Source organism: Candidatus Enterococcus moelleringii (assembly GCF_017377575.1).
GTDB lineage: Bacteria > Bacillota > Bacilli > Lactobacillales > Enterococcaceae > Enterococcus_A > Enterococcus_A moelleringii.
Genome location: NZ_JAFREM010000008.1, coordinates 108,129 through 127,347, shown reverse-complemented (window position 1 = coordinate 127,347; position 19,219 = coordinate 108,129). Strand labels below are relative to the sequence as shown.

General features: G+C 41.4%; 17 protein-coding genes and 1 riboswitch. Of the genes, 4 read left to right on the top strand and 13 right to left on the bottom strand.

Annotated elements, in window-relative coordinates:
• Positions 1-19 precede the first annotated feature (19 nt).
• The 5 genes from JZO70_RS05160 to JZO70_RS05140 form a co-directional block, all read right to left on the bottom strand.
• Entirely contained in the window at positions 20-997 is a 978-nt protein-coding gene (locus JZO70_RS05160; RefSeq protein ID WP_207672477.1) for an alpha-ketoacid dehydrogenase subunit beta, read from the bottom strand.
• Positions 998-999: 2 nt separating this feature from the next.
• Positions 1,000-2,109 (bottom strand): pyruvate dehydrogenase (acetyl-transferring) E1 component subunit alpha, encoded by a 1,110-nt coding sequence (gene pdhA, locus JZO70_RS05155; protein WP_207672476.1) that lies wholly within the window; start codon positions 2,107-2,109, stop codon positions 1,000-1,002.
• 384 nt (positions 2,110-2,493) lie between these two features.
• Positions 2,494-5,094 carry a magnesium-translocating P-type ATPase gene (gene mgtA, locus JZO70_RS05150; RefSeq protein WP_207672542.1) on the bottom strand — a complete coding sequence of 867 codons (2,601 nt, stop codon included), beginning with the start codon at positions 5,092-5,094 and terminating at the stop codon, positions 2,494-2,496.
• 158 nt (positions 5,095-5,252) lie between these two features.
• Positions 5,253-5,423, bottom strand: a riboswitch (M-box (ykoK) riboswitch).
• Positions 5,424-5,531: 108 nt separating this feature from the next.
• On the bottom strand, positions 5,532-6,017 hold the full coding sequence (locus tag JZO70_RS05145; RefSeq protein ID WP_347565092.1) for a YbhB/YbcL family Raf kinase inhibitor-like protein: 486 nt from the start codon (positions 6,015-6,017) through the stop codon (positions 5,532-5,534).
• Positions 6,018-6,022: 5 nt separating this feature from the next.
• Positions 6,023-6,679: an L-threonylcarbamoyladenylate synthase gene (locus JZO70_RS05140; RefSeq protein WP_207672475.1), complete on the bottom strand. Its 657-nt coding sequence runs from the start codon at positions 6,677-6,679 to the stop codon at positions 6,023-6,025.
• Positions 6,680-6,798: 119 nt separating this feature from the next.
• Between JZO70_RS05140 and JZO70_RS05135 the strand changes: the two genes are divergently transcribed.
• Positions 6,799-7,686: a LysR family transcriptional regulator gene (locus JZO70_RS05135; protein ID WP_207672474.1), complete on the top strand. Its 888-nt coding sequence runs from the start codon at positions 6,799-6,801 to the stop codon at positions 7,684-7,686.
• Between the two features lie 161 nt (positions 7,687-7,847).
• On the opposite strand, the gene JZO70_RS05130 is transcribed toward JZO70_RS05135, so the two are convergent.
• Both JZO70_RS05130 and JZO70_RS05125 read right to left on the bottom strand, forming a co-directional pair.
• Positions 7,848-8,576 carry a nitroreductase family protein gene (locus JZO70_RS05130; RefSeq protein ID WP_207672473.1) on the bottom strand — a complete coding sequence of 243 codons (729 nt, stop codon included), beginning with the start codon at positions 8,574-8,576 and terminating at the stop codon, positions 7,848-7,850.
• Positions 8,569-9,999 (bottom strand): aminotransferase-like domain-containing protein, encoded by a 1,431-nt coding sequence (locus JZO70_RS05125; RefSeq protein ID WP_207672472.1) that lies wholly within the window; start codon positions 9,997-9,999, stop codon positions 8,569-8,571. The genes JZO70_RS05130 and JZO70_RS05125 overlap by 8 nt, the downstream gene beginning before the upstream one ends.
• Before the next feature lie 448 nt (positions 10,000-10,447).
• Here JZO70_RS05125 and JZO70_RS05120 point away from each other — a divergent pair, with 448 nt between their 5' ends.
• The 3 genes from JZO70_RS05120 to JZO70_RS05110 all read left to right on the top strand — a co-directional run bounded on the left by JZO70_RS05120 (position 10,448) and on the right by JZO70_RS05110 (position 13,408).
• Positions 10,448-11,977, top strand: coding sequence for a DUF1538 domain-containing protein (locus JZO70_RS05120; RefSeq protein WP_207672471.1), 1,530 nt, complete (start codon positions 10,448-10,450; stop codon positions 11,975-11,977).
• Positions 11,967-12,692, top strand: a complete 726-nt coding sequence (locus JZO70_RS05115) for a transposase (protein ID WP_207672470.1) — start codon at positions 11,967-11,969, stop codon at positions 12,690-12,692. The genes JZO70_RS05120 and JZO70_RS05115 overlap by 11 nt, the downstream gene beginning before the upstream one ends.
• A 101-nt stretch (positions 12,693-12,793) precedes the next feature.
• Positions 12,794-13,408 (top strand): HAD family hydrolase, encoded by a 615-nt coding sequence (locus JZO70_RS05110; RefSeq protein WP_207672469.1) that lies wholly within the window; start codon positions 12,794-12,796, stop codon positions 13,406-13,408.
• 45 nt (positions 13,409-13,453) lie between these two features.
• On the opposite strand, the gene JZO70_RS05105 is transcribed toward JZO70_RS05110, so the two are convergent.
• From JZO70_RS05105 to purD, 6 genes are all read right to left on the bottom strand, one after another.
• Positions 13,454-14,386, bottom strand: coding sequence for a nucleotidyl transferase AbiEii/AbiGii toxin family protein (locus JZO70_RS05105; protein ID WP_207672468.1), 933 nt, complete (start codon positions 14,384-14,386; stop codon positions 13,454-13,456).
• Entirely contained in the window at positions 14,373-15,044 is a 672-nt protein-coding gene (locus JZO70_RS05100) for a hypothetical protein (RefSeq protein ID WP_207672467.1), read from the bottom strand. The genes JZO70_RS05105 and JZO70_RS05100 overlap by 14 nt, the downstream gene beginning before the upstream one ends.
• Before the next feature lie 112 nt (positions 15,045-15,156).
• Positions 15,157-16,134 (bottom strand): GMP reductase, encoded by a 978-nt coding sequence (guaC, locus tag JZO70_RS05095; RefSeq protein ID WP_207672466.1) that lies wholly within the window; start codon positions 16,132-16,134, stop codon positions 15,157-15,159.
• Between the two features lie 125 nt (positions 16,135-16,259).
• Positions 16,260-16,697 (bottom strand): DUF3788 family protein, encoded by a 438-nt coding sequence (locus JZO70_RS05090; RefSeq protein ID WP_242703780.1) that lies wholly within the window; start codon positions 16,695-16,697, stop codon positions 16,260-16,262.
• A 20-nt stretch (positions 16,698-16,717) separates the two neighbouring features.
• A complete protein-coding gene (locus JZO70_RS05085; RefSeq protein ID WP_207672464.1) occupies positions 16,718-17,632 on the bottom strand; it encodes an aldo/keto reductase in 915 nt (304 codons plus the stop codon).
• Between the two features lie 323 nt (positions 17,633-17,955).
• Positions 17,956-19,206 (bottom strand): phosphoribosylamine--glycine ligase, encoded by a 1,251-nt coding sequence (gene purD, locus JZO70_RS05080; RefSeq protein ID WP_207672463.1) that lies wholly within the window; start codon positions 19,204-19,206, stop codon positions 17,956-17,958.
• Positions 19,207-19,219 lie beyond the last annotated feature (13 nt).

Below are 19,219 nucleotides of genomic sequence, written 5' to 3'. Positions count from 1 at the left end.
TTTGTATTCGCTCCTTTTCTTAAAACTCTACGATTTCTTTCACTTTTGCTTCGATATCTGCTGCATTAGGAAGCCAGATGCCTTCTGCTTGTCCAAATGGGAAAATCGTATCTGGAGCAGAAACACGTCCAATTGGTGCTTCTAATGAAAGAATAGCCCGTTCGGAAATTTCAGAGATTACTTGTGCTGAGACGCCTGCTTGTTTTTGCGCTTCTTGTACCACGACTACGCGACCTGTTTTTTCTACTGATTTGATGATTGTTTCTACATCTAGTGGAGCAACTGTACGCAAGTCAATGATTTCAGCGTTGATATTTTCTTTTGCTAAGTTGTCAGCAGCTTTAATTGCTTCACGAACCATCGCACCGTAAGTGATGATGGATACGTCAGTTCCTTCTCTTGTTACAGCGGCTTTATCTAATGGTACTTCGTAGATGCCTTCTGGAACTTCCTCACGGAAAGAACGGTAAAGCTTCATGTGTTCTAAGAAAACAACTGGGTCATTGTTGCGGATTGAAGCAATCAATAAACCTTTTGCATCATATGGGTTTGATGGGATAACCACACGTAAACCAGGTGATTGAGCCATCAAGCCTTCTAAGTTATCTGAGTGAAGCTCAGGTGTATGCACGCCACCACCAAATGGTGAACGGATAGTCACTGGCAAGTTACGGGTGTTGCCCATACGGTAACGAGTACGTGCCATTTGGCCGACAATTTCATCCATGGTTTCAAACACGAAGCCAAAGAATTGGATTTCTGGGACTGGACGGAAGCCTTCAAGTGCTAAACCAAAAGCTAAACCGCCTATACCTGATTCAGCAAGAGGTGTATCAAAGACTTTATCTTCGCCGAATTTTTCTTGTAATCCTTCTGTTGCCCGGAATACCCCGCCGTTTTTACCAACGTCTTCACCAAAAACTAGGACATCTTCATCTTTTTCAAGCATCAGAGCTAAGGCATCTGTAATTGCTTGGATCATTGTTTTTTGTGCCATGTTTATTTCGACTCCTTCGCTTCGTAAAATTCAATTTGTTCTTTGATGTTTTGTGGTTGTACTTCATACATGTTCTTCAAGAAATCAGATACTTTTTGTTTTGGTGCCCGGTCAGCATCGGCAATTGCTTGCTTGATTTCTTCTTTGGTTTTTTCGATAATTTCTTCTTCTTTTGCTTCAGACCATAGTCCTTTTTCCGTTAAGTATTTGCGGAAGCGAACCAATGGATCTTTTTGTTGCCACTCGTTATCCATATCTTTTGTACGGTAGCGAGTTGGATCGTCCCCTGATAGTGTATGTGGACCATAACGATAGGTTAAGGCTTCAATTAACACTGGGCCGTTTCCGTTGGCTGCCCATTCACGAGCCATTTTTGAAACAGTGTACATTGCTAGAGGGTCCATGCCGTCTACTTGAAGGCCTGGGATTCCAGCTGCTACTGCTTTTTGTGCTAGTGTTGCGGCTGCGGTTTGTTTCTCACGAGGAGTTGAAATCGCAAAACCATTATTTTGAATATAGAAAACAGCATTTGCATGATATGCGCCTGCGAAGTTGATTGCTTCATAGAAGTCACCTTGAGAAGATCCGCCATCACCAGTATAAGTGAAGACTACGTTCTTTTTCTTACGTTTCTTCATAGCTAAGGCTACGCCAGCTGCTTGTACGTATTGTGCGCCAATGATAATTTGCGGCGGTAGTGCATTCAAGTCATCTGCATAAAGGTTGCCGGCAACATGACCGCGAGACCATAAAAATGCTTCAGACAATGGAAGTCCGTGTTGAACAAGCTGAGGCACGTCACGATAACCTGGAAGTAAAACATCTTCTTTTTCAAAAGCGAAATGGCTAGCCAGCTGACTTGCTTCTTGTCCTGCAGTTGGTGCGTAGAAGCCAAGGCGTCCTTGACGGTTCAACGCGGTTGAACGTTGATCCAATACACGAGACCAAACCATTCTAGTCATTAATTCTACTAATTCTTCGTCGGTTAAATCGGGAACCAAATCTTTATTTACGACTTTCCCCTCTTGATCAAGTGCCTGGTATACTGGGAAATCTGCGTTTGTTTTTTCCAGCAGGGCTTCAAAATCAATTGCATTCTTTTTCTTTGCCATGTTGTAACACAATCCTCTCTTTAAGTCTTTAGAAAGTGATACAGACTTCAAATCTGTATCATTGTTCTGTTGCTTACATATCTAAAGTAACATTTTTATTAACGAAACACAACCAATATGCTGTGGTATTTTGAAGAAAATGAAGCGATTTTCATGAGTGAATTGTGATTAAAAAAACAATCTCCTCTCATTTTGCTCTGTCTTATTGTGAAAGTCTGAAAACGTTCCATCGATCCTTATGCCTAAAGGATCACTGCATCAACGTTTTTTTGAAAGCGAGGGTTAAATAAGAAACATGTGAAATTAGAAACAATACAATCTAGCAATTATTCTTCTAAACACAAAAAAAGAAACAGAGCAACGAAATTCGTCACTCTGTTACAATTATATCCACTCTTTTGCAATTTTGATGTAGAGATATTTTGCCAATTGCACGGCAACCATGTAGGCAAGTACAATTCCCACAAACCAAATCCAATAGCTGGCAGGTAATTGGACAAACTCGAACTGTTCTCTAAACGGTGTCAGAACAATCAACATCCCGATAACCACTGCCGCCATAATACTTGCAAAAACTGGCCAAGCAGGACGACTTTCAAGGAACGGGATTTTTCTAGTTCTTACCATTAAGACGACCAGTGCTTGAGTAGCAAGTCCCACCATGAACCAACCCGTTTGGAATAGACTTTGATTAGCTACCGTATTAGCGCCAAAGACAAACCACATCACTAAGAAGGTAATCACATCAAAAATCGAGCTGACCGGACCGATGCAAACCGTGAACTTCATTAAGCCTTTGGTTTCCCACTTGGTCGGAGTGACTAACTCCTCATCATCTACGTTATCCCAAGGAATCGTCAACTGAGCAATATCATAGATTAGATTTTGCAGCAGCAATTGCAGAGAAAGCATTGGCAGAAACGGCAAGAAGGCACTGGCAATCAAGATTGAGAAGACATTCCCAAAATTGGAGCTGATGGTAATCTTAATATATTTCATCATATTACTGAATACCCGGCGACCTTCGATTACGCCGCTTTCCAGCACGTTCAAGCTTTTTTCCAACAAGATAATTGAGCTGGCATCTTTGGTAATGTCGGCCGCGGTATCAACTGAGATTCCCACATCCGCTTTGCGCAAGGCCGGTGCATCGTTAATTCCGTCACCCATGAAGCCGACGGTGTGGCCAGTGGTTTGCAAAGCTTCAATAATGCGGGCTTTTTGCATTGGATTCAATTTTGCGAACAAATGGGTTTGATTGGCTGCTTGCTGCAATTCTTCATCACTCATTTGATCAACTTGGTTACCTAACACGAATCGTTCCGCGTCGATTCCGACATCTTGGCAGACTTTTTGCGCGACGATGGCATTGTCTCCGGTTAATACTTTCACAGCAACACCATGTTCATGCAAGGAAGCAATCGCAGTGATCGCTGATTCTTTGGCTGGGTCCAAGAAACCCATGAAGCCAATCAAGGTCATATCTTTTTCATCTTCCGTGCTGTAAACCGCTTCGTCGTGAGCATCCCGCTTCACAGCCACAGTAATCACCCGCATCCCTTGGCGGTTCATTCGTTCGTTAACTTCTTTTAATTGTTGATGCAATTCTTCGGTGAATTCTAGAACTTCACCGTCGATTTCGACATATTTACAAATCGACGCCATTTCTTCCACGGCACCTTTGGTAATCATCCATTGGTGCTCATCAGCTTTTACCACGACTGTTAAGCGGCGGCGTGAAAAGTCGAAGGGAATTTCGTCGATCTTTTGAATTTCCGTAAAAGGCAATTGACGTTTTTCTTCTTCATAATAATTAATCACAGCGATATCCATCAAGTTTTTCCAACCCGTTTGATAATTAGAGTTCAAGAAGGCTAAATCTAACACTTGGGTATTTTCTTTACCTAATGGATCTAAGTGCTGCACTAGCACTACGCGATCTTCGGTGATCGTGCCAGTCTTATCGGTACAAAGTACGTCCATGCTGCCCAGATTTTGAATCGAAGGCAATTCTTTTACGATCACTTTATGCTTGGACAAAGTCAAAGCCCCTTTAGCTAAGTTGGAGCTGACAATCATCGGCAGCATTTCCGGTGTCAAACCGACTGCTACGGCAATGGCAAAGAAGAAAGCATTGCCCCAGTCGCCTTTTGTGATGCCATTAATCAAGAATACCAGCGGGAAAAGCACCATAATCAAGCGCAGCAACACTTTGCTTACCCGGGCTAAGCCCACATCAAAGGAAGTTTTGCCCCGTTTGGTTGTAGCATTTTTCGCAATATCGCCAAAAAAGGTTTGTTGCCCGGTTTTTAAAATGATTGCCCGGCCTTGACCGCTCAGTACGTCGGTGCCCATGAACACTAGGTTGGGCATATCTAACGCATTGCTTTCATCATCAGCATCTACAGTCGAAGATTTTTCCACTGGCATCGATTCCCCAGTCAATGAAGATTGGTTCACAAATAAATCCTTGGTCCAAATCAATACCGCATCGGCTGGGATCATATCCCCTGTTGCCAAGGTTAAAATGTCTCCTGGTACCACTTCGTCCATCGGAATTTCTTTGGTTTGGCCTTCTCGGGTAATCGCAGCCGTATTTTCAATCATTTCCCGCAGCGCGATGCTGGCTTTTTGAGAACGATATTCTTGAATAAAGGTAATTAGTACGCTGGCCAAAATCATAATACCCATAACGATTCCGGCTTCATAATCAGCAGTTAGAAGCGAAACCACCATTAATAGTGCTAATACATATACAAATAGATCATTAAAGGCTTGAAAGAATAACATGATTGCTGGTGTTGGTTTTTGCGCGGATACTTCATTGGGACCATATTCTTCCAAACGTGCTTTGGCATCCTCTTCTGATAATCCTTTTAAAGAGGTACGCAAATCTAGGAATAAATCACGATCTGATAATTGCGCGAGTTTTTTCAACTCTTGGTCTTTACTTACTTTGCGGGTGATGAGGCTCTTTTTGTTCATCATTGTATTTCCTCCTCCGTGCAGAGAAAACCTTCGTCTCCCCTACGATTTCATTTTTTCTCGGTCGACTACTGTCTGGATGATCCATTGATCCTCACCTTCCTTCTTTTTTAGGGCACACAAAAAGCGCGCACTCGAAAATGAGCACGCGCGAAAGCAATCATGGTCATCGTCGAGCTTTAGCACTATAGGGCGTAGACAGGGTAACCTGTCAGCTGCGTTATGGATTACCTTCACGATAAATCCCTGTTATACCAGCTAAGACTCTCTCGATTCTTTCGCGGCAGCAGCTTATGTCCATATAGGAGCCTCACCTAACAATTAATTTAATTTCTATCCTCACTATAGTAAAGATACATCCAAGTGTCAACCAATAGGCAATTAGAATGGTATGAGAATTGATGGAACAACACTATACTTTGCCAATTAATTCAATTTCAGCTGTTGCTAGCGCTTGATGCTTCACTTTCTTTAAAAAATTCATTCAAGCAATAGCCCGGCTGCAAATCCAACTCACTAGGCAAGGCATAGACAGTCAAGGTGTAGCAATGGTCTTGGTCCGGCGGAGTTGGCCCGACAAACAAATTTTCAATTTCAGAAAAATCATTTTCCGATAATTGACTGGAAAAGCTGTTCTTCCCCTGAATAGTCGGTTCCCTATACGTCAAGCTGAAGTTTTCTGGTATTTTTACTAATTCGGCTGGAATATTAGCCGCAAGCCAGTGAATCCATGGAAAAGAGCAAATCGGTACAGCATCGTAATCGATCAAGCTTAAAGCAAAGGTTTTGGTCCCTACTGGAACACTTTTAATAGAAAATGGAAACGATCTAACAGGATTTCCAGCTCTGATATCTTCCTTGTCAGCATTCTTTCCAAACCTTGCTGGGATAATTCCATTTGTGAACTCTGTTTCTATTCTCACTTTAATTACTTCCCTTCTCTAACTTGCGGCAGAACACCTAGTACTGCTTCAATGTCTTCAGCCGTAATATCTCCCAAACGCACGATAATTGGCGGTTCTGCTGTCAAATCGATGATGGTACTAGAAGTGGTAGTCCCTTGGGCTTCTCCTGCCAAAATATAATCGACTGCCTCGCTAACCTGCGCTAATACCATTTCCATATCCACTAAAACTCCATCGGCCTGACCGGAAAGATTGGCCGAAGTCATAGTGACTGGCTGCTGATATGTCTCCATAAAACCTCGCCATACAGGATTACTAAGACAGCTCATTGAGACCGTATCGCCGCCGCAAAGCATTTTCTTCGGCACATTGTCCTTTGCCTCTAAGATAATATTCAAGGGTCCAGGCCAAAAAGTCGTCACTAGCTTCTCGACTAGGGTTTTGTTTGACGTTAGGGCATATTTTTGCCAACCAGAGGGTTCCAAGAAAAAAAGCGTCAACGCTGAATCTGCTGGCCGATTTTTGATAGCGAAGGCTCGTTCGATGGCTTCCTCATTCCATGGATCAAGCGTCAATGCCAGATTTGTATCGCTGGGCGCTACAATGACCCCGCCGTCCTGAATACACTGACTTGCTAATTGATAGTTCGCTTTAGATGGGGCTAGAATTTTTTTCCTCATTTTCGTCTTCCTCTCGTGTTCTTCTGATACTCAGTGTATAATAGCTGAAACATCATATCTAATAATGAATGAAGCAATTATTAATTACGATTCGTAATCAATTAAACGAGGTGAAAAAAATGGCCCTTAAATGGCTGCAAACTTTTGTGACCGCTGCAAAGTACGCCAATTATAGTAAAGCAGCGGAAAAGCTTTACTTAGCTCAACCCACCGTCAGTCAGCATATTCGTAATTTGGAAAAATCACTAGACAGCAAGCTGTTTGAAAAAAACGGCCGAAATGTAGAGCTGACCAAAGTCGGTCGTATCTTCTTACCCACTGCTCAGGCAATGCTGGAGGAATTTGAGCAAGGCTTAGAAGAGATCAATCGATTCGAGAACGGCTTCCAACAAACTTTTTCTTGTGCCACAGCCCCATTTATCGCCAGCACTATCATGCCCAAGTTTTATCAGCATTTACTATCGCAACACCCTGAGATTGATTTGCAGATCGAGGTAGTGAAATCAATGGATATAGAAGCTGACATTTTAACGAATAAGGTGGATTTCGGTTTATCCCGGATAGAACCACAAAATAAAAATGTAGCCTATCAAAAAGTATTGGAAGATAAAATTGTATTAGTGATTCCAAATCATGAGGGTTTTGTACAGTTGGACTTTCAGCAACTGGTGGCAACGTATCCCATGTTGGTGAACGAACATCCATATTATATAGAAGAAATTATTCCTTATCTTCGAGAATTGTATCCTAATCTTACAACGATGAATTTGACTCAAGTAGACGTAATCAAGAGTTTTCTTTTAAATGGCTTAGGTTTTGCGTTTCTTCCCTACAGTTCCGTGCGCGAGGAAGTAAAAAAAGGGACGCTCCTGCTGCTAGATGCCGACCAGTTGCCAGCATCCTCTGCTTCAGCTATTTATTTCTGTTACAAAAACAGCAATACGGCAATTCAGAAATTCCAGCAAATTCTCACCGATTTTTTGACACAACAAAAAACTCGCACCTAGATACCAGTCCACTCAGCAACACAGGCTAGTTCACTAGCCCTTCATTCAGCTGTTAGACAATGGCTTAATCGAGTTACAAATGTGTGCACCAGAATGAATCTATTATAAAACTACAAAAAAAGCCTTCCTTTAACGAAAAATGTCAAGGAAGGCTGCTGTTATTAGTCTTTCAAAAATTTTTGCTCTTTTACGAATGCATCCACAGCTGCATTTGGTTTATTGCTGAAATAATCCGCGAATTTCTTGCTCCAAAGTTTTGTTTCTCGTGCTTCAGCAAAAATTTCCATGGTTTTATCGTACTCTTCGATTTCTTGATAATCGTAGTCTTGATAGCCATCATAATGAATCACTGTTTTTTCTGGCAAACGAGGTTTGGTACGCATTTCCACAGTTGGTTTACCGATACTTAGACCCGCAATCGGCAAAACGTAGTCTGGTAAATTCAAAATTTCACTGATTTCTTTGATATCTTTGCGAATACTTCCCACTACAACACTGCCTAAACCTAAAGCTTCAGTAGCGATAACGGCGTTTTCCATTGCCAAAGCAGTATCTGTTACGGCAGTAATTAAAGGATCAAGTCCTTCAGCGATTGGATAATCGACTTGATAGTGTTCTGCAACTTTTTGGGTCCGTTTTAAGTCGGCCGCAAACAAGATGAATACTGAGCTTTTCAACATGTGAGGGTTGCCAGGATTCATTTCCACGAATTTTTTGCGGATGTCTTGATCTTTGATCACGATAATGCTGTACATTTGTCCATTCATCCAGGTTGGTGCTTGACGGCTGGCAGTTAAAATCTGCTGCAGCTCCTCGTCAGATAATTGATAGTTTTCATCAAAGTCACGGTATGTGCGATGGTTATTCATTACTTCAATTGCTTCATTCATGCTTACTTCCTCCTATTATTCCCGATAATTTTTTCAGTTTGGCGAAAAAGGCTCGACACTCCTCTTCCGTCATCCGCGTGTAATTTACCCGCATAGCCATTGTATCATTACTGAAGAGAAATGAGGGGGCTACCAAGAGTTTTTCTTGTAAAAAATGTGACCAATCTTTGCGAGTCAGCTTTTGATGACGCCAACGTAGCCAGACATACAGCCCGCCAGCAATTGGTTCAAACTCCCAATCGTCCCTGACTGTTTCAGCATATTTATAAAAGCAGTCTCTTTTTTGCTTCAAGGTAGCGATTAACTGTTGGCGATTGGCGGAAAAATTCTGATCCGTTAGTGCCGTATAGGCGACAACTTGTGGAAATACACTGAGGGAAAAGTCCATCATTTGTTTAGCTTCAGCCAGTCGTTGAATCAGATTTTGATCAGCAATAATCCAGCCGATTTTGATAGAGGAACCAAAAACCTTCGATAAGGAACCGAGATGGATCACCTGATGCCGCTCCAAAGCTTTCAAAGAAGGCGGCAGCTGCTCAAAGTTCAATTCACTAAACACATCATCTTCGACAATCGGCAGTTGATATTTTTGACTCAAAGCAATCAATTCTTCGCGACGTATTAAGGTCATGGTGTTTCCGGTCGGATTCTGGAAGGTTGGATTGACGATGATCAGCTTCACCTTTTTAGCTAAAATCAGCTGCTCTAAAGCATCAATCCGCATCCCTTCTTCATCCATAGGCACACCATACAACCGGACACCTGCCGTATCAAAAATCGGCAGTGAATACAGGAATGACGGATCTTCAATCGCCACACTATCACCGGCTTCCAGCATCACCTGCAGCAATAAAAAAAGGGCTTGTTGGGCACCAGAAGTAATCAAGACTTCATTGGTTCCCACCCTCAACTCTTGTTCCCGAGCTAGGCGCTCACAAATCACTTTTTGCAGCGGCGGATAACCTAAGGCCTTCTGCTTTTTCTCCTCTACTAATAATTCTTCCCAAGTATAGGAAGGCAAGCGAAAATCGGGAATCAGGTCCAGCGGCAATTCCCCAGTATATAAATCTAAAGCCTCAGGATCTTTAAGCAATCCATGAAGCTCAGCCAAATAAGGCTCCGTCCGTGGTGTTTCTCGGCTGAGCAATTGACGCCAGTTCATCCGCGGCGTGGCGCTGCGCCCCCATCTACCTTCGTTGACTAAAGTGCCGCTGCCCTGCTGGCGGATAATCCAGCCTAAGCTGACCAGCTCTTCTAAAGCATGGACAACAGTGGAACGGTTCACCTGATAGCTGGCGGCCAGCTTCCGCTCAGAAGGCAGTCGATCTCCAGGATTTAACTGTCCCGTTTGAATATATTCAATTACTTGTTCCATAATCTGCTGGTAGACTGGAATATTTTTTGTTTCATCTAATTCCCACATACGTTTTCCTCATCTTTTTATTGGATGACTTAACGCTAAACCAATTTTACCCAACTGTCAATGTGGGGCAGCTGATTCACTTCATTATTATGTCTAACTAGCATGTGAAACTTTTATTAATTAACTGACAGCTATTGACAGTGGCTGATTTAACCCATAGGCTTAAGTTAAGACAGTTGAGAGTGTGTCTTCAAAAAATAGAAGACTTCCCAGTGAAAACTCTCACCAAAACACCCATGCACTTGTCTAACCACTAACAAAATTTTTTCACATTGATCCAATAAACATTTCCCGAACTTCTATAAAAACTACTGCTGAATTTATACTCGCGAACCGCTCAATTCAATCAACCGCCATTTCTTATTTTGTTCAATTACTTGATTTGGCGTATCAGATTCATCTTTTACAACAAGATTCCCCTATACTATAAAAGGAAAGGAATGACCCTATGAATCAAAAATTAAAAGAAAAGATTTTAGAATCCTTGTCAGCTGTTGTTCCTATCACAGCGATTGTTTTAGTCATTAGTGTTTTTCTGGTTCCAATGGAGATTGGAACCATTGCCATGTTCCTTACCGGTGCCGCGATGTTAATTATTGGTATGGGCTTTTTTCAATTAGGAGCAGAAATGGCGATGACTCCACTAGGTGAAGGGATCGGTGTTCAATTATCAAAAATTCAAAAAACCACCTTTCTCGCAGTAACTATTTTCGCAATTGGTGTGATCATCACGATTGCCGAGCCGGACTTGCAAGTCTTAGCTGACCAGGTCCCAGCCATCCCCAGCAGTATCCTAGTTTGGACGATTGCCGCAGGCGTGGGTATCTGCTTGATGATTGCTGTATTGAGAATCTTATTTCGTGTCAATCTATCAATCATTTTGATGATTCTTTACGGGATCGTCATTGTCGTCAGCTTCTTTACTCCTGATAATTTTTTAGCCTTAGCCTTTGATTCTGGTGGAGCGACAACTGGTCCCATCACAGTCCCCTTCATCCTTGCCTTGGGAGTCGGACTAGCCTCTGTCAGAAGTGACGCACACGCCAGCGATGACAGCTTTGGATTAGTGGCTATTTCCAGTGTTGGCCCCATTTTAGCAGTAATGTTGATGGGTATCTTTTTTCAACCAGATGGCGCTGCCTATACTAAGACTGAGATTTTAGGTGTGGTTACTACCCAAGATGTCGCACGAGAATTTATGCTGGTGCTTCCTCACTATGCTAAAGAAGTAACTGTTTCTATCCTGCCGATTGCCTTTATGTTTTTAGCACTTCAATTAATTAGTCATCGGTACCACCATAGACAATTCATGCGGATGGTAGTGGGACTCATTTATACTTACATAGGACTAGTCTTGTTCTTAGCTGGAGTAAGTGTTGGTTTTGCGCCAGTAGGCAGTCTGCTGGGCGGCGATCTGGCCGCAAGTCAATACAAATGGTTGCTGATTCCAATCGGCATGCTGATCGGCTATTTTATCGTCAAAGCTGAACCGGCCATTCAAGTATTAAATCGCCAAGTGGAAAATGTCACTGGTGGTTCGATTTCAGCATCAGCTATGAATTTGTCTCTTTCATTGGGGGTTTCAGTCAGTGTGGGATTGGCGATGATGCGTTCGATTACCGGCATAAGTATTTACTGGATTGTTTTACCAGGTTATCTAATTGCCTTGCTTCTTACAAAATTTGTCCCTAAGATCTTTGTCGGAATAGCCTTTGACTCAGGCGGTGTAGCCAGCGGACCGATGACCAGCACATTCCTGCTGCCTCTTAGTATCGGTGTTTGTGAAGCTTTAGGTGGAAATATTATGACGGATGCCTTTGGGGTGGTAGCGCTAGTAGCGATGACGCCTCTGATCGCCGTCCAAGTTATGGGTGTGGTGTATCAATGGAAGGAACACAAAGAAGCTAAGATTGCCGAATTGGCATTTGAAGAGCTCAACGAAATAGAGGATTTGGAGGATACTGAAGATGATAACTAAGGGAACACACAAACCTGCTGTTCGCATGCTGGTATTAATTGTTGGTCAAAAGGACTTAAAGAAGGCCCACACTATTCTGGAAACCCATTATTCCCCGGTTCAGTACTTGTGCGCTGGCGAAGGAACTGCCAGAAGTGAGCTTATGGATCTCTTAGGTTTAGGAATAACCGATAAGGCTGTCTTTTTCTGTCCCGTTTTAAAAGATTGCGTACAGGAGCTTTTTGATGAACTCAGCGAGAAATTGTGCCTCCACAAACCAAACAGAGGCTGTGCCTTCACCTTTCCTATTACCGGAGCCAGCTCCTATATCTTGAAAATACTTAATTCGGAATTAGAAGAAGAACTTCACCAACATATTCATCAGGAGGAAAAACGAATGATCAACGAAGCAAAACATAGCCTAATAATGGTTACCATCAATCAAGGGTATAGTGAAGAAGTGATGGAAGCAGCTACCGCAGCTGGGTCCGCCGGGGGCACCGTACTTCATGCCCGCAGACTGGATTCTAAAGAAACTATGAAAAAATGGGGCATCAGCGTCCAACCTGAAAAAGAAATGATCTTCTTATTAGTGGACCAAGATAAAAAGCGAGATATCATGAAAGCGATCGGCAACCAATGCGGCCTGATGAGCGAAGCGCAAGGTATCGTCTTGTCTATTCCAGTAGATGGCGTCATCGGATTTGATTCAGCGATTACTAAGCCTAAAAATTGAGTTCAGTCCATTCACATTATCTGCAATCGAAGCAAGCTTCGATCATCCTGTTGTGATTTTTTTACAATAGACAGAAGAACCTATAGAAGCGAGGAATGGAAATGATTAAGAATATTGTCTTTGACTTAGGGAATGTTTTGGTAAATTATGAACCGGCAAAGTTCATCACTAAATTTACCAATAATCCTCAACACCAAAAGTTTTTACTGGAAAACATCTTTTTGTCGGCTGAATGGATTGATTTTGATCGGGGAACGATTACTAAAGATGAAATTGCCCGGCGTGTTCTAAAAAAATCCCCTGCTGGATTGGAAGAAACTATTCAACATATTTTAGCTACTTGGTATGAAGAGATTATCCCTATACCGGAAATGGAAGCCTTTGTAAAACAACTGAAGAAACAAGGTTATCATCTTTATGTTCTTTCAAATGCTCCGGTGGATTATTATGAATACGAAGAAGATATTCCTGTCTTGAAGTATATGGATGGTGTTTTCGTGACCGCAGACTGGAAGATCATCAAGCCTGAAGCAGAAGTTTATCGCGCTTTTTGTCATCATTTCCAGCTAGTCCCGGCTCAATGCATCTTCCTGGATGATCTGCCAGTGAATGTAGCTGGTGCCCGAGCAGTCGGTATGGAAAGCTTTGTCTTTCGTAAAGACCTAGCTGCATTGAAGGAGTATTTAAGTGATTTTGGTATTGATGTGACTGTCTAAAGGTTTTTAAGCTCTCAATGCCAATTGGCATTGAGAGCTTATTAATTAGTATTTCAAGAAAGTTAATTGATCCATTGTAATGAGCAAAGATGATTTTACGTCTTCATATAGCGGAATTTCAGCAGCAAGGTATCGAGTATTTTTTTCATAGTCTTCCTTAAAGAAATCAGCTTCAAGTGAGTCGATAACTAGCTGCTGAATGTTGTGTACATCTCCACTGGAAGGATTGTGTTTAGGATCCTTGCTAAGCAACTTGCGAACTTCTTTAAACGTACTCTCGATTACAGCAAAATCCAATAAGTTTCTTTTACTTAAATAGACCAAGTCGTATAAGTGCCTTGAGTATTTGTTAGGAGTATTCTGCAAATACTTATCACAAATAGCGAATAGTTTATCAACAAAAGTTCTTTCAAGAGCTTGTACGCTCATTTTAAATGGCAGTAGTTCAGGAAAATCATCGATTGCTGTTGTCAGATTCTTCTCCTTTAAAAATTGATAGATGTAGTTGCTGACTTCTTTTTCATCTACAGGAAATGGACAATTATGGCAATATGTTTCGATGACCAACATAGGTTTTAAAACAGTGCCGCTATTATATAAAGCAGAATAATTTAAGTAATAACTGTTAAAAGACCGCCTTGACCGAATTTCAGCTTCATTTTCAAGTGCAAATCCTAATTCAACAAGGGCATCAATAATCTGATTTTTTAGAAGCTTCTTCTTGCTATTACCTGGAGCACCATGCGAATCAACATAATAAGACAAATCTATATCCTCAGAGAACCTCTCTATAATCTGATAAGCTTTCGATAAAGAAGTCCCGCCCTTAAAGACAATATTGGAATTCTTATGGGCAAGCACCTTCAATATCAACGATACAAAATAATCTTTCTCAACAATTTCTTCATTTAGTTGAAATCTCTCGGCGGCGTCAACAATAAAATCCCTAAATATCAATTCATTCTCATACAGGTACATTTGCATTGTCCTCTTGGTGAAAAATATCTAAGTACCCTTTTGATAATAGAATTTTAGAGGTTTTTGCCGGATATTTTCCCATTAATAATTTAAAGTACTCTCCATCTATTTCAGTAGTTGACAGATAATCAGCAAGCTTCTTCTTTGTCGTACTTTTGTCACCTTCTATTAGATCATAATAATCTGTCAGGATATCTAGCACTTGAAGGATTTTATAGTTTTCTTTTGTGACATCTACACGTGCCTTCTTAATAATATACTTTTTACCCAAATCTTCTACTGTCGATTTCGAAATATTTTCTGTTGCAATCTCAGTAACTTGAGGAACTTGTAAGGTTAAACCTAAAAAACTCGCAAAACTGTAGCCCGTCTTATAGCCAAAAACTTCTCCACAGTAGCTGATAAATTTCTTTTCAATTACCTTTTCTTCACTTAATTTAGAGTAATCATTGTAATACTTATTGAATGCAGGAAAGTAATATACCCCATTTTCGTATCTTTGCAATTTATCATTCTCATATAATCTAGAAAGATATTTTCGAAATAATTTTTTGTCGATTCGGTAATTGTTTTCTGAATCGATTTCCTTCACAATAATTGGTTCGTTGTAACCAAAATCATCCAACAGTTTTTCCTCTAAAACTTCGTACATGCTCATGATCTTCACCTCAGTATAAATTATAATTGATCTGCGAACTTTTTTCAATTCGATAAAGAAATAAAGAGACAAGTAATCTTTAATAAAAAAGAACCACTCAAGTGAGCAGTTCTTAAATCGTATCGCCATTAAAAATTGAGTTCTTCACAACCACATAATCCACTGTACGAATCGCTTCTAGATCATTTCCGCCAGCGTAAGAAATAGCAGATTGCAAATCCTGCTGCATTTCTACTAACGTATCCTGCAAGCGGCCTTTGTAAGGAATCCAAATTTTCTTGCCTTCGACGTTTTTCTTTTCGCCTTTTTGAAATTCTGACGCACTGCCGAAGTATTCTTTGTAGACAACGCCATCTTGTACCATGGTTTCACCAGGTGATTCTTCGTGTCCGGCAAACAATGAACCAATCATCACCATTGAAGCCCCGAAACGAACCGATTTGGCGATATCGCCGTGAGTTCTGATCCCACCGTCTGCGATAATTGGCTTACGAGCTGCCTTGGCACACCAAGATAAGGCCGCTAATTGCCAGCCGCCAGTCCCAAATCCAGTTTTAATCTTCGTGATACAAACCTTACCTGGTCCGATGCCGACTTTAGTTGCATCTGCTCCAGCATTCTCCAGTTCTCTGACTGCTTCCGGTGTACCAACATTGCCAGCAATCACAAAGGTTTCCGGCAACAATTCTTTAATATATTTAATCATGCGAATCACAGGCTCTGAATGGCCATGAGCAATATCAATCGTAATGTAGTCTGGCGCTAAGCCTTTTTCTGCCAGTTCTTTTACGAAGTCGTATTCATAATGCTTAACACCCACACTAATAGAGCTAATAAGGCCGCGATTACGCATTTTTTTAATAAAAGGAATGCGTTGATCTTCATAAAAACGATGCATAATATAGAAATAGCCGTTTGATGCCAAGAATTCAGCGATCTCTTCATCAACGATTGTCTGCATATTGGCAGGAACCACCGGCATTTTGAAGGTATGCTTGCCTAAAGTCACACTTGTATCACACTCTGATCGACTGTTGACAATACACTTATTGGGAATTAATTGGATATCTTCATAATCAAAAACTTTCATGAGTTTCCTCCATAATTTGAATGACATAAAAAAACATAGGGCTTTCCAGCCCTATGTAATTTACAACAATTCAAAATAAAAAGCAAGCTTTTTTTGATTAATGTTCGCAAAACACGAACGTTCCATCAAACTTTTTGCGTTTCTCTTAATTTTTTCGCCTGAAGACTGACTAAATAGATGACATCCTCCATCTCAGCTTCCGTTGTCACATTCATTTCAAACTGCTTTGTATCTTTTGTCACATGAGCGTATTGTTCCTTGAATTCATCTGACATCACCTGCAGCATCGGATTTAAATAGCTTGTGCTGAACTCCGGAAAAGGTGTCACCACAGAAAAGTAATCGTCGTGAATAATAATTCGACTCAAAATGCCGCCATATTGAACTACCTCGATATACCAGCCAAATCGTTTCTGAAACATAATCTTGATTTCAGGGTCGTAATGACGATTCAACTGCGCAAGTAAAATTTTTAAGTAATGGGCATTCGGTAAAAAGTCCATAAACTGGTCTAAATCAGGCTTGGCTGCTTCCATTTGCGATGTTTGCCACTTGTTTCCCATATCACTCGCCTCCTTCATTACTAAGGTAAGTCATTCCCCGCAGCGAGATAGATGCTGTACCAATCTTCTCTCGATAATACGATTTCGGCTGCTTCCGCAATTTCTTTGATGCGTTGTTCGTTCATTGTTCCGGCAATGACTTGCATATTGGCTGGATGACGTAAAATCCAGGCACTTGCTAAACCTGTTGGCGTTGTACCATAACGTGCTGCCAGCTCTTTTAGTTTTTCGTTTAGTTCTGGGAATTTCGGGTTATCAATAAAGACTCCTTCAAAGAAGCCGTATTGATACGGTGACCATGCTTGGATGGTCATTTGGTTAATGCGAGAATACTCGATCAAACCACCATCATGATCGACACTGCGGTCATCCGTCATATTCACATGAATACCTTGATCGATCATACCGGTATGCATAATGCCAAATTGCAATTGATTGGCAACTAACGGTTGTTTCACTGCCGTCTTCAATAATTCGATTTGGCTTGGATTTTGGTTGCTTACACCAAAATGACGAACTTTTCCTTCTTTTTCTAATTTAGAAAAAGCTTCTGCTACTTCTTCCGGCTCCACTAGAGCATCAGGACGGTGCAGCAGCATAGCATCCAGATAATCCGTTCCTAAACGCTGCAAACTGCCTTCGACAGCTTCAATGATGTGTTCCTTTGAAAAGTCAAACATGACACCAGGAACAATGCCGCATTTACTTTGAATAATTAGGTCTTCCCGTTTGATGCTGGTCTTCTTCAAGGCGTCGCGAAAGACTTCTTCGCATTCCCCTTTACTATAAATATCGGCATGATCAAAGAAATTGATACCATGCTCGTAAGCTGTTTCGATGACACGAACAGGGTCTTCTGCTTTATTCATTCGCATACAGCCCAAAATAACGGCTGAAACGTCTAAGTCAGTCGAACCAAATTTGATTTTTCGCATGTACTAATCCCCTTTTATTTTTCTAATCGTTTTATCATAATAAGTTTAACACTTAATTTGGGTTCTGTCATTTTAAATGCAATATCCTTTCGAAATTGCAAAGAATTGGTAAAGAGCGCTTTCACATCAACACTATTATGTACCAAACATTCCCATTAAAAACCCATCAAGGTTTCATTTAATGAGTTTCTCTGTCAAACCTTCAATATTATCGCTCTTATTCGACGATCTGTAAAGCATCAATTGCTAATTTATTTCATATAATTTAAGAAAACAAGGAACAAAAAAACAGATACTCTTTTCAGAGTACCTGCCTTGACTAGCTATTTTTTACTTTTATCACCAATATCATTACGATAGAAAAAGTCAGTAGTGTCAACTTTTTTCAGCGCTTGATAAACTTTATCCTGCGCTTCTTGAATTGTAGCAGCTTCAGCCTCTACTAAGAATACCCGACCGCCGGAAGCTGTCAGCTGATCTTTTTCACCAGCCGCTCCAGCATAATAAACCGTAACGTCGCCTTCAAAGCTTGGAATTGGCATACCTTTCTTATAAGAAGCCGGATAACCCTCTGCCGCTACTACCACACCCACTGCAGCATCATCTTTCCAAGTCAATACCGGCTTTTTGCCGTTGACCAAGTCATCAATCACTTCTGCTAGGTCACTTTCCATTCGCGGCAAAACGACCTGTGTTTCTGGATCACCAAAGCGAGCGTTGAATTCAATCACCTTAGGACCAGCTGTCGTTGCGATTAACCCCGCATACAGAATGCCAGTAAATGGTGTCTCATTTTTCATCATGCCGCTGGCTGCTGGCTGGAGAACGCCGTCGATCGCCTGCTGCACCATCTCTTCAGAAATCTGAGGAACGGGTGAGTAAGCACCCATGCCGCCAGTGTTGGGACCTTTGTCCTGATCGTACGCTCGTTTGTGGTCTTGCGCAATCACCATTGGATAGACTTCTTCCTCACGAACAAAAGCCAATAAGGAGAACTCTTCCCCTTCTAGAAATTCTTCGATTACGACTTTAGCGCCGCTTTCTCCAAATTTTAGATCCGTCATCATTTCCTTTAAGGCATCCAAAGCTTCATCTAAAGTCATGGCTACAGTGACACCTTTGCCGGCAGCAAGTCCGTCAGCTTTAATGACAATAGGTGCACCTTTTTCATTTACGTAAGCAACCGCTTCGTCATAATCAGTAAAAGCTTGGTAATCAGCCGTTGGAATCTGGTTGTTCACCATGATCTCTTTAGCGAACTCTTTCGACCCTTCGATCATCGCTGCTTTTTTGTTAGGACCAAATGCCTTCAGGCCAGCCGCTTGAAAATCATCCACGATACCATTTAACAAAGGAACTTCCGGTCCAACAAATGTCCAAGCGATCTGCTGCTCTTTAGCAAACTTAATCAATTCGGCATGGTCATCTTCTTTGATGGCAACTGTTTGAATTCCGTCTTTTTCCATCCCGGGATTCCCCATAGCACAGTAAACATCGCTAACCTTGGGACTGGCAAGAATTTTCTTGGCAATTGCGTGTTCTCGTCCACCGCTGCCGATAATTAATACCTTCATTTGTTTCCTCCTA

Bases quoted from the DNA above. Each gene is read 5' to 3' on its own strand.
- JZO70_RS05085 (WP_207672464.1), bottom strand. From the start codon at position 17,632: ATGCGAAAAATCAAATTTGGTTCGACTGACTTAGACGTTTCAGCCGTT.
- JZO70_RS05090 (WP_242703780.1), bottom strand. From the start codon at position 16,697: ATGGGAAACAAGTGGCAAACATCGCAAATGGAAGCAGCCAAGCCTGAT.
- JZO70_RS05110 (WP_207672469.1), top strand. From the start codon at position 12,794: ATGATTAAGAATATTGTCTTTGACTTAGGGAATGTTTTGGTAAATTAT.
- JZO70_RS05140 (WP_207672475.1), bottom strand. From the start codon at position 6,679: ATGAGGAAAAAAATTCTAGCCCCATCTAAAGCGAACTATCAATTAGCA.
- pdhA (WP_207672476.1), bottom strand. From the start codon at position 2,109: ATGGCAAAGAAAAAGAATGCAATTGATTTTGAAGCCCTGCTGGAAAAA.
- JZO70_RS05115 (WP_207672470.1), top strand. From the start codon at position 11,967: ATGATAACTAAGGGAACACACAAACCTGCTGTTCGCATGCTGGTATTA.
- JZO70_RS05135 (WP_207672474.1), top strand. From the start codon at position 6,799: ATGGCCCTTAAATGGCTGCAAACTTTTGTGACCGCTGCAAAGTACGCC.
- guaC (WP_207672466.1), bottom strand. From the start codon at position 16,134: ATGAAAGTTTTTGATTATGAAGATATCCAATTAATTCCCAATAAGTGT.
- JZO70_RS05160 (WP_207672477.1), bottom strand. From the start codon at position 997: ATGGCACAAAAAACAATGATCCAAGCAATTACAGATGCCTTAGCTCTG.
- purD (WP_207672463.1), bottom strand. From the start codon at position 19,206: ATGAAGGTATTAATTATCGGCAGCGGTGGACGAGAACACGCAATTGCC.
- mgtA (WP_207672542.1), bottom strand. From the start codon at position 5,094: ATGAACAAAAAGAGCCTCATCACCCGCAAAGTAAGTAAAGACCAAGAG.
- JZO70_RS05130 (WP_207672473.1), bottom strand. From the start codon at position 8,576: ATGAATGAAGCAATTGAAGTAATGAATAACCATCGCACATACCGTGAC.
- JZO70_RS05125 (WP_207672472.1), bottom strand. From the start codon at position 9,999: ATGTGGGAATTAGATGAAACAAAAAATATTCCAGTCTACCAGCAGATT.
- JZO70_RS05120 (WP_207672471.1), top strand. From the start codon at position 10,448: ATGAATCAAAAATTAAAAGAAAAGATTTTAGAATCCTTGTCAGCTGTT.
- JZO70_RS05105 (WP_207672468.1), bottom strand. From the start codon at position 14,386: ATGTACCTGTATGAGAATGAATTGATATTTAGGGATTTTATTGTTGAC.
- JZO70_RS05100 (WP_207672467.1), bottom strand. From the start codon at position 15,044: ATGAGCATGTACGAAGTTTTAGAGGAAAAACTGTTGGATGATTTTGGT.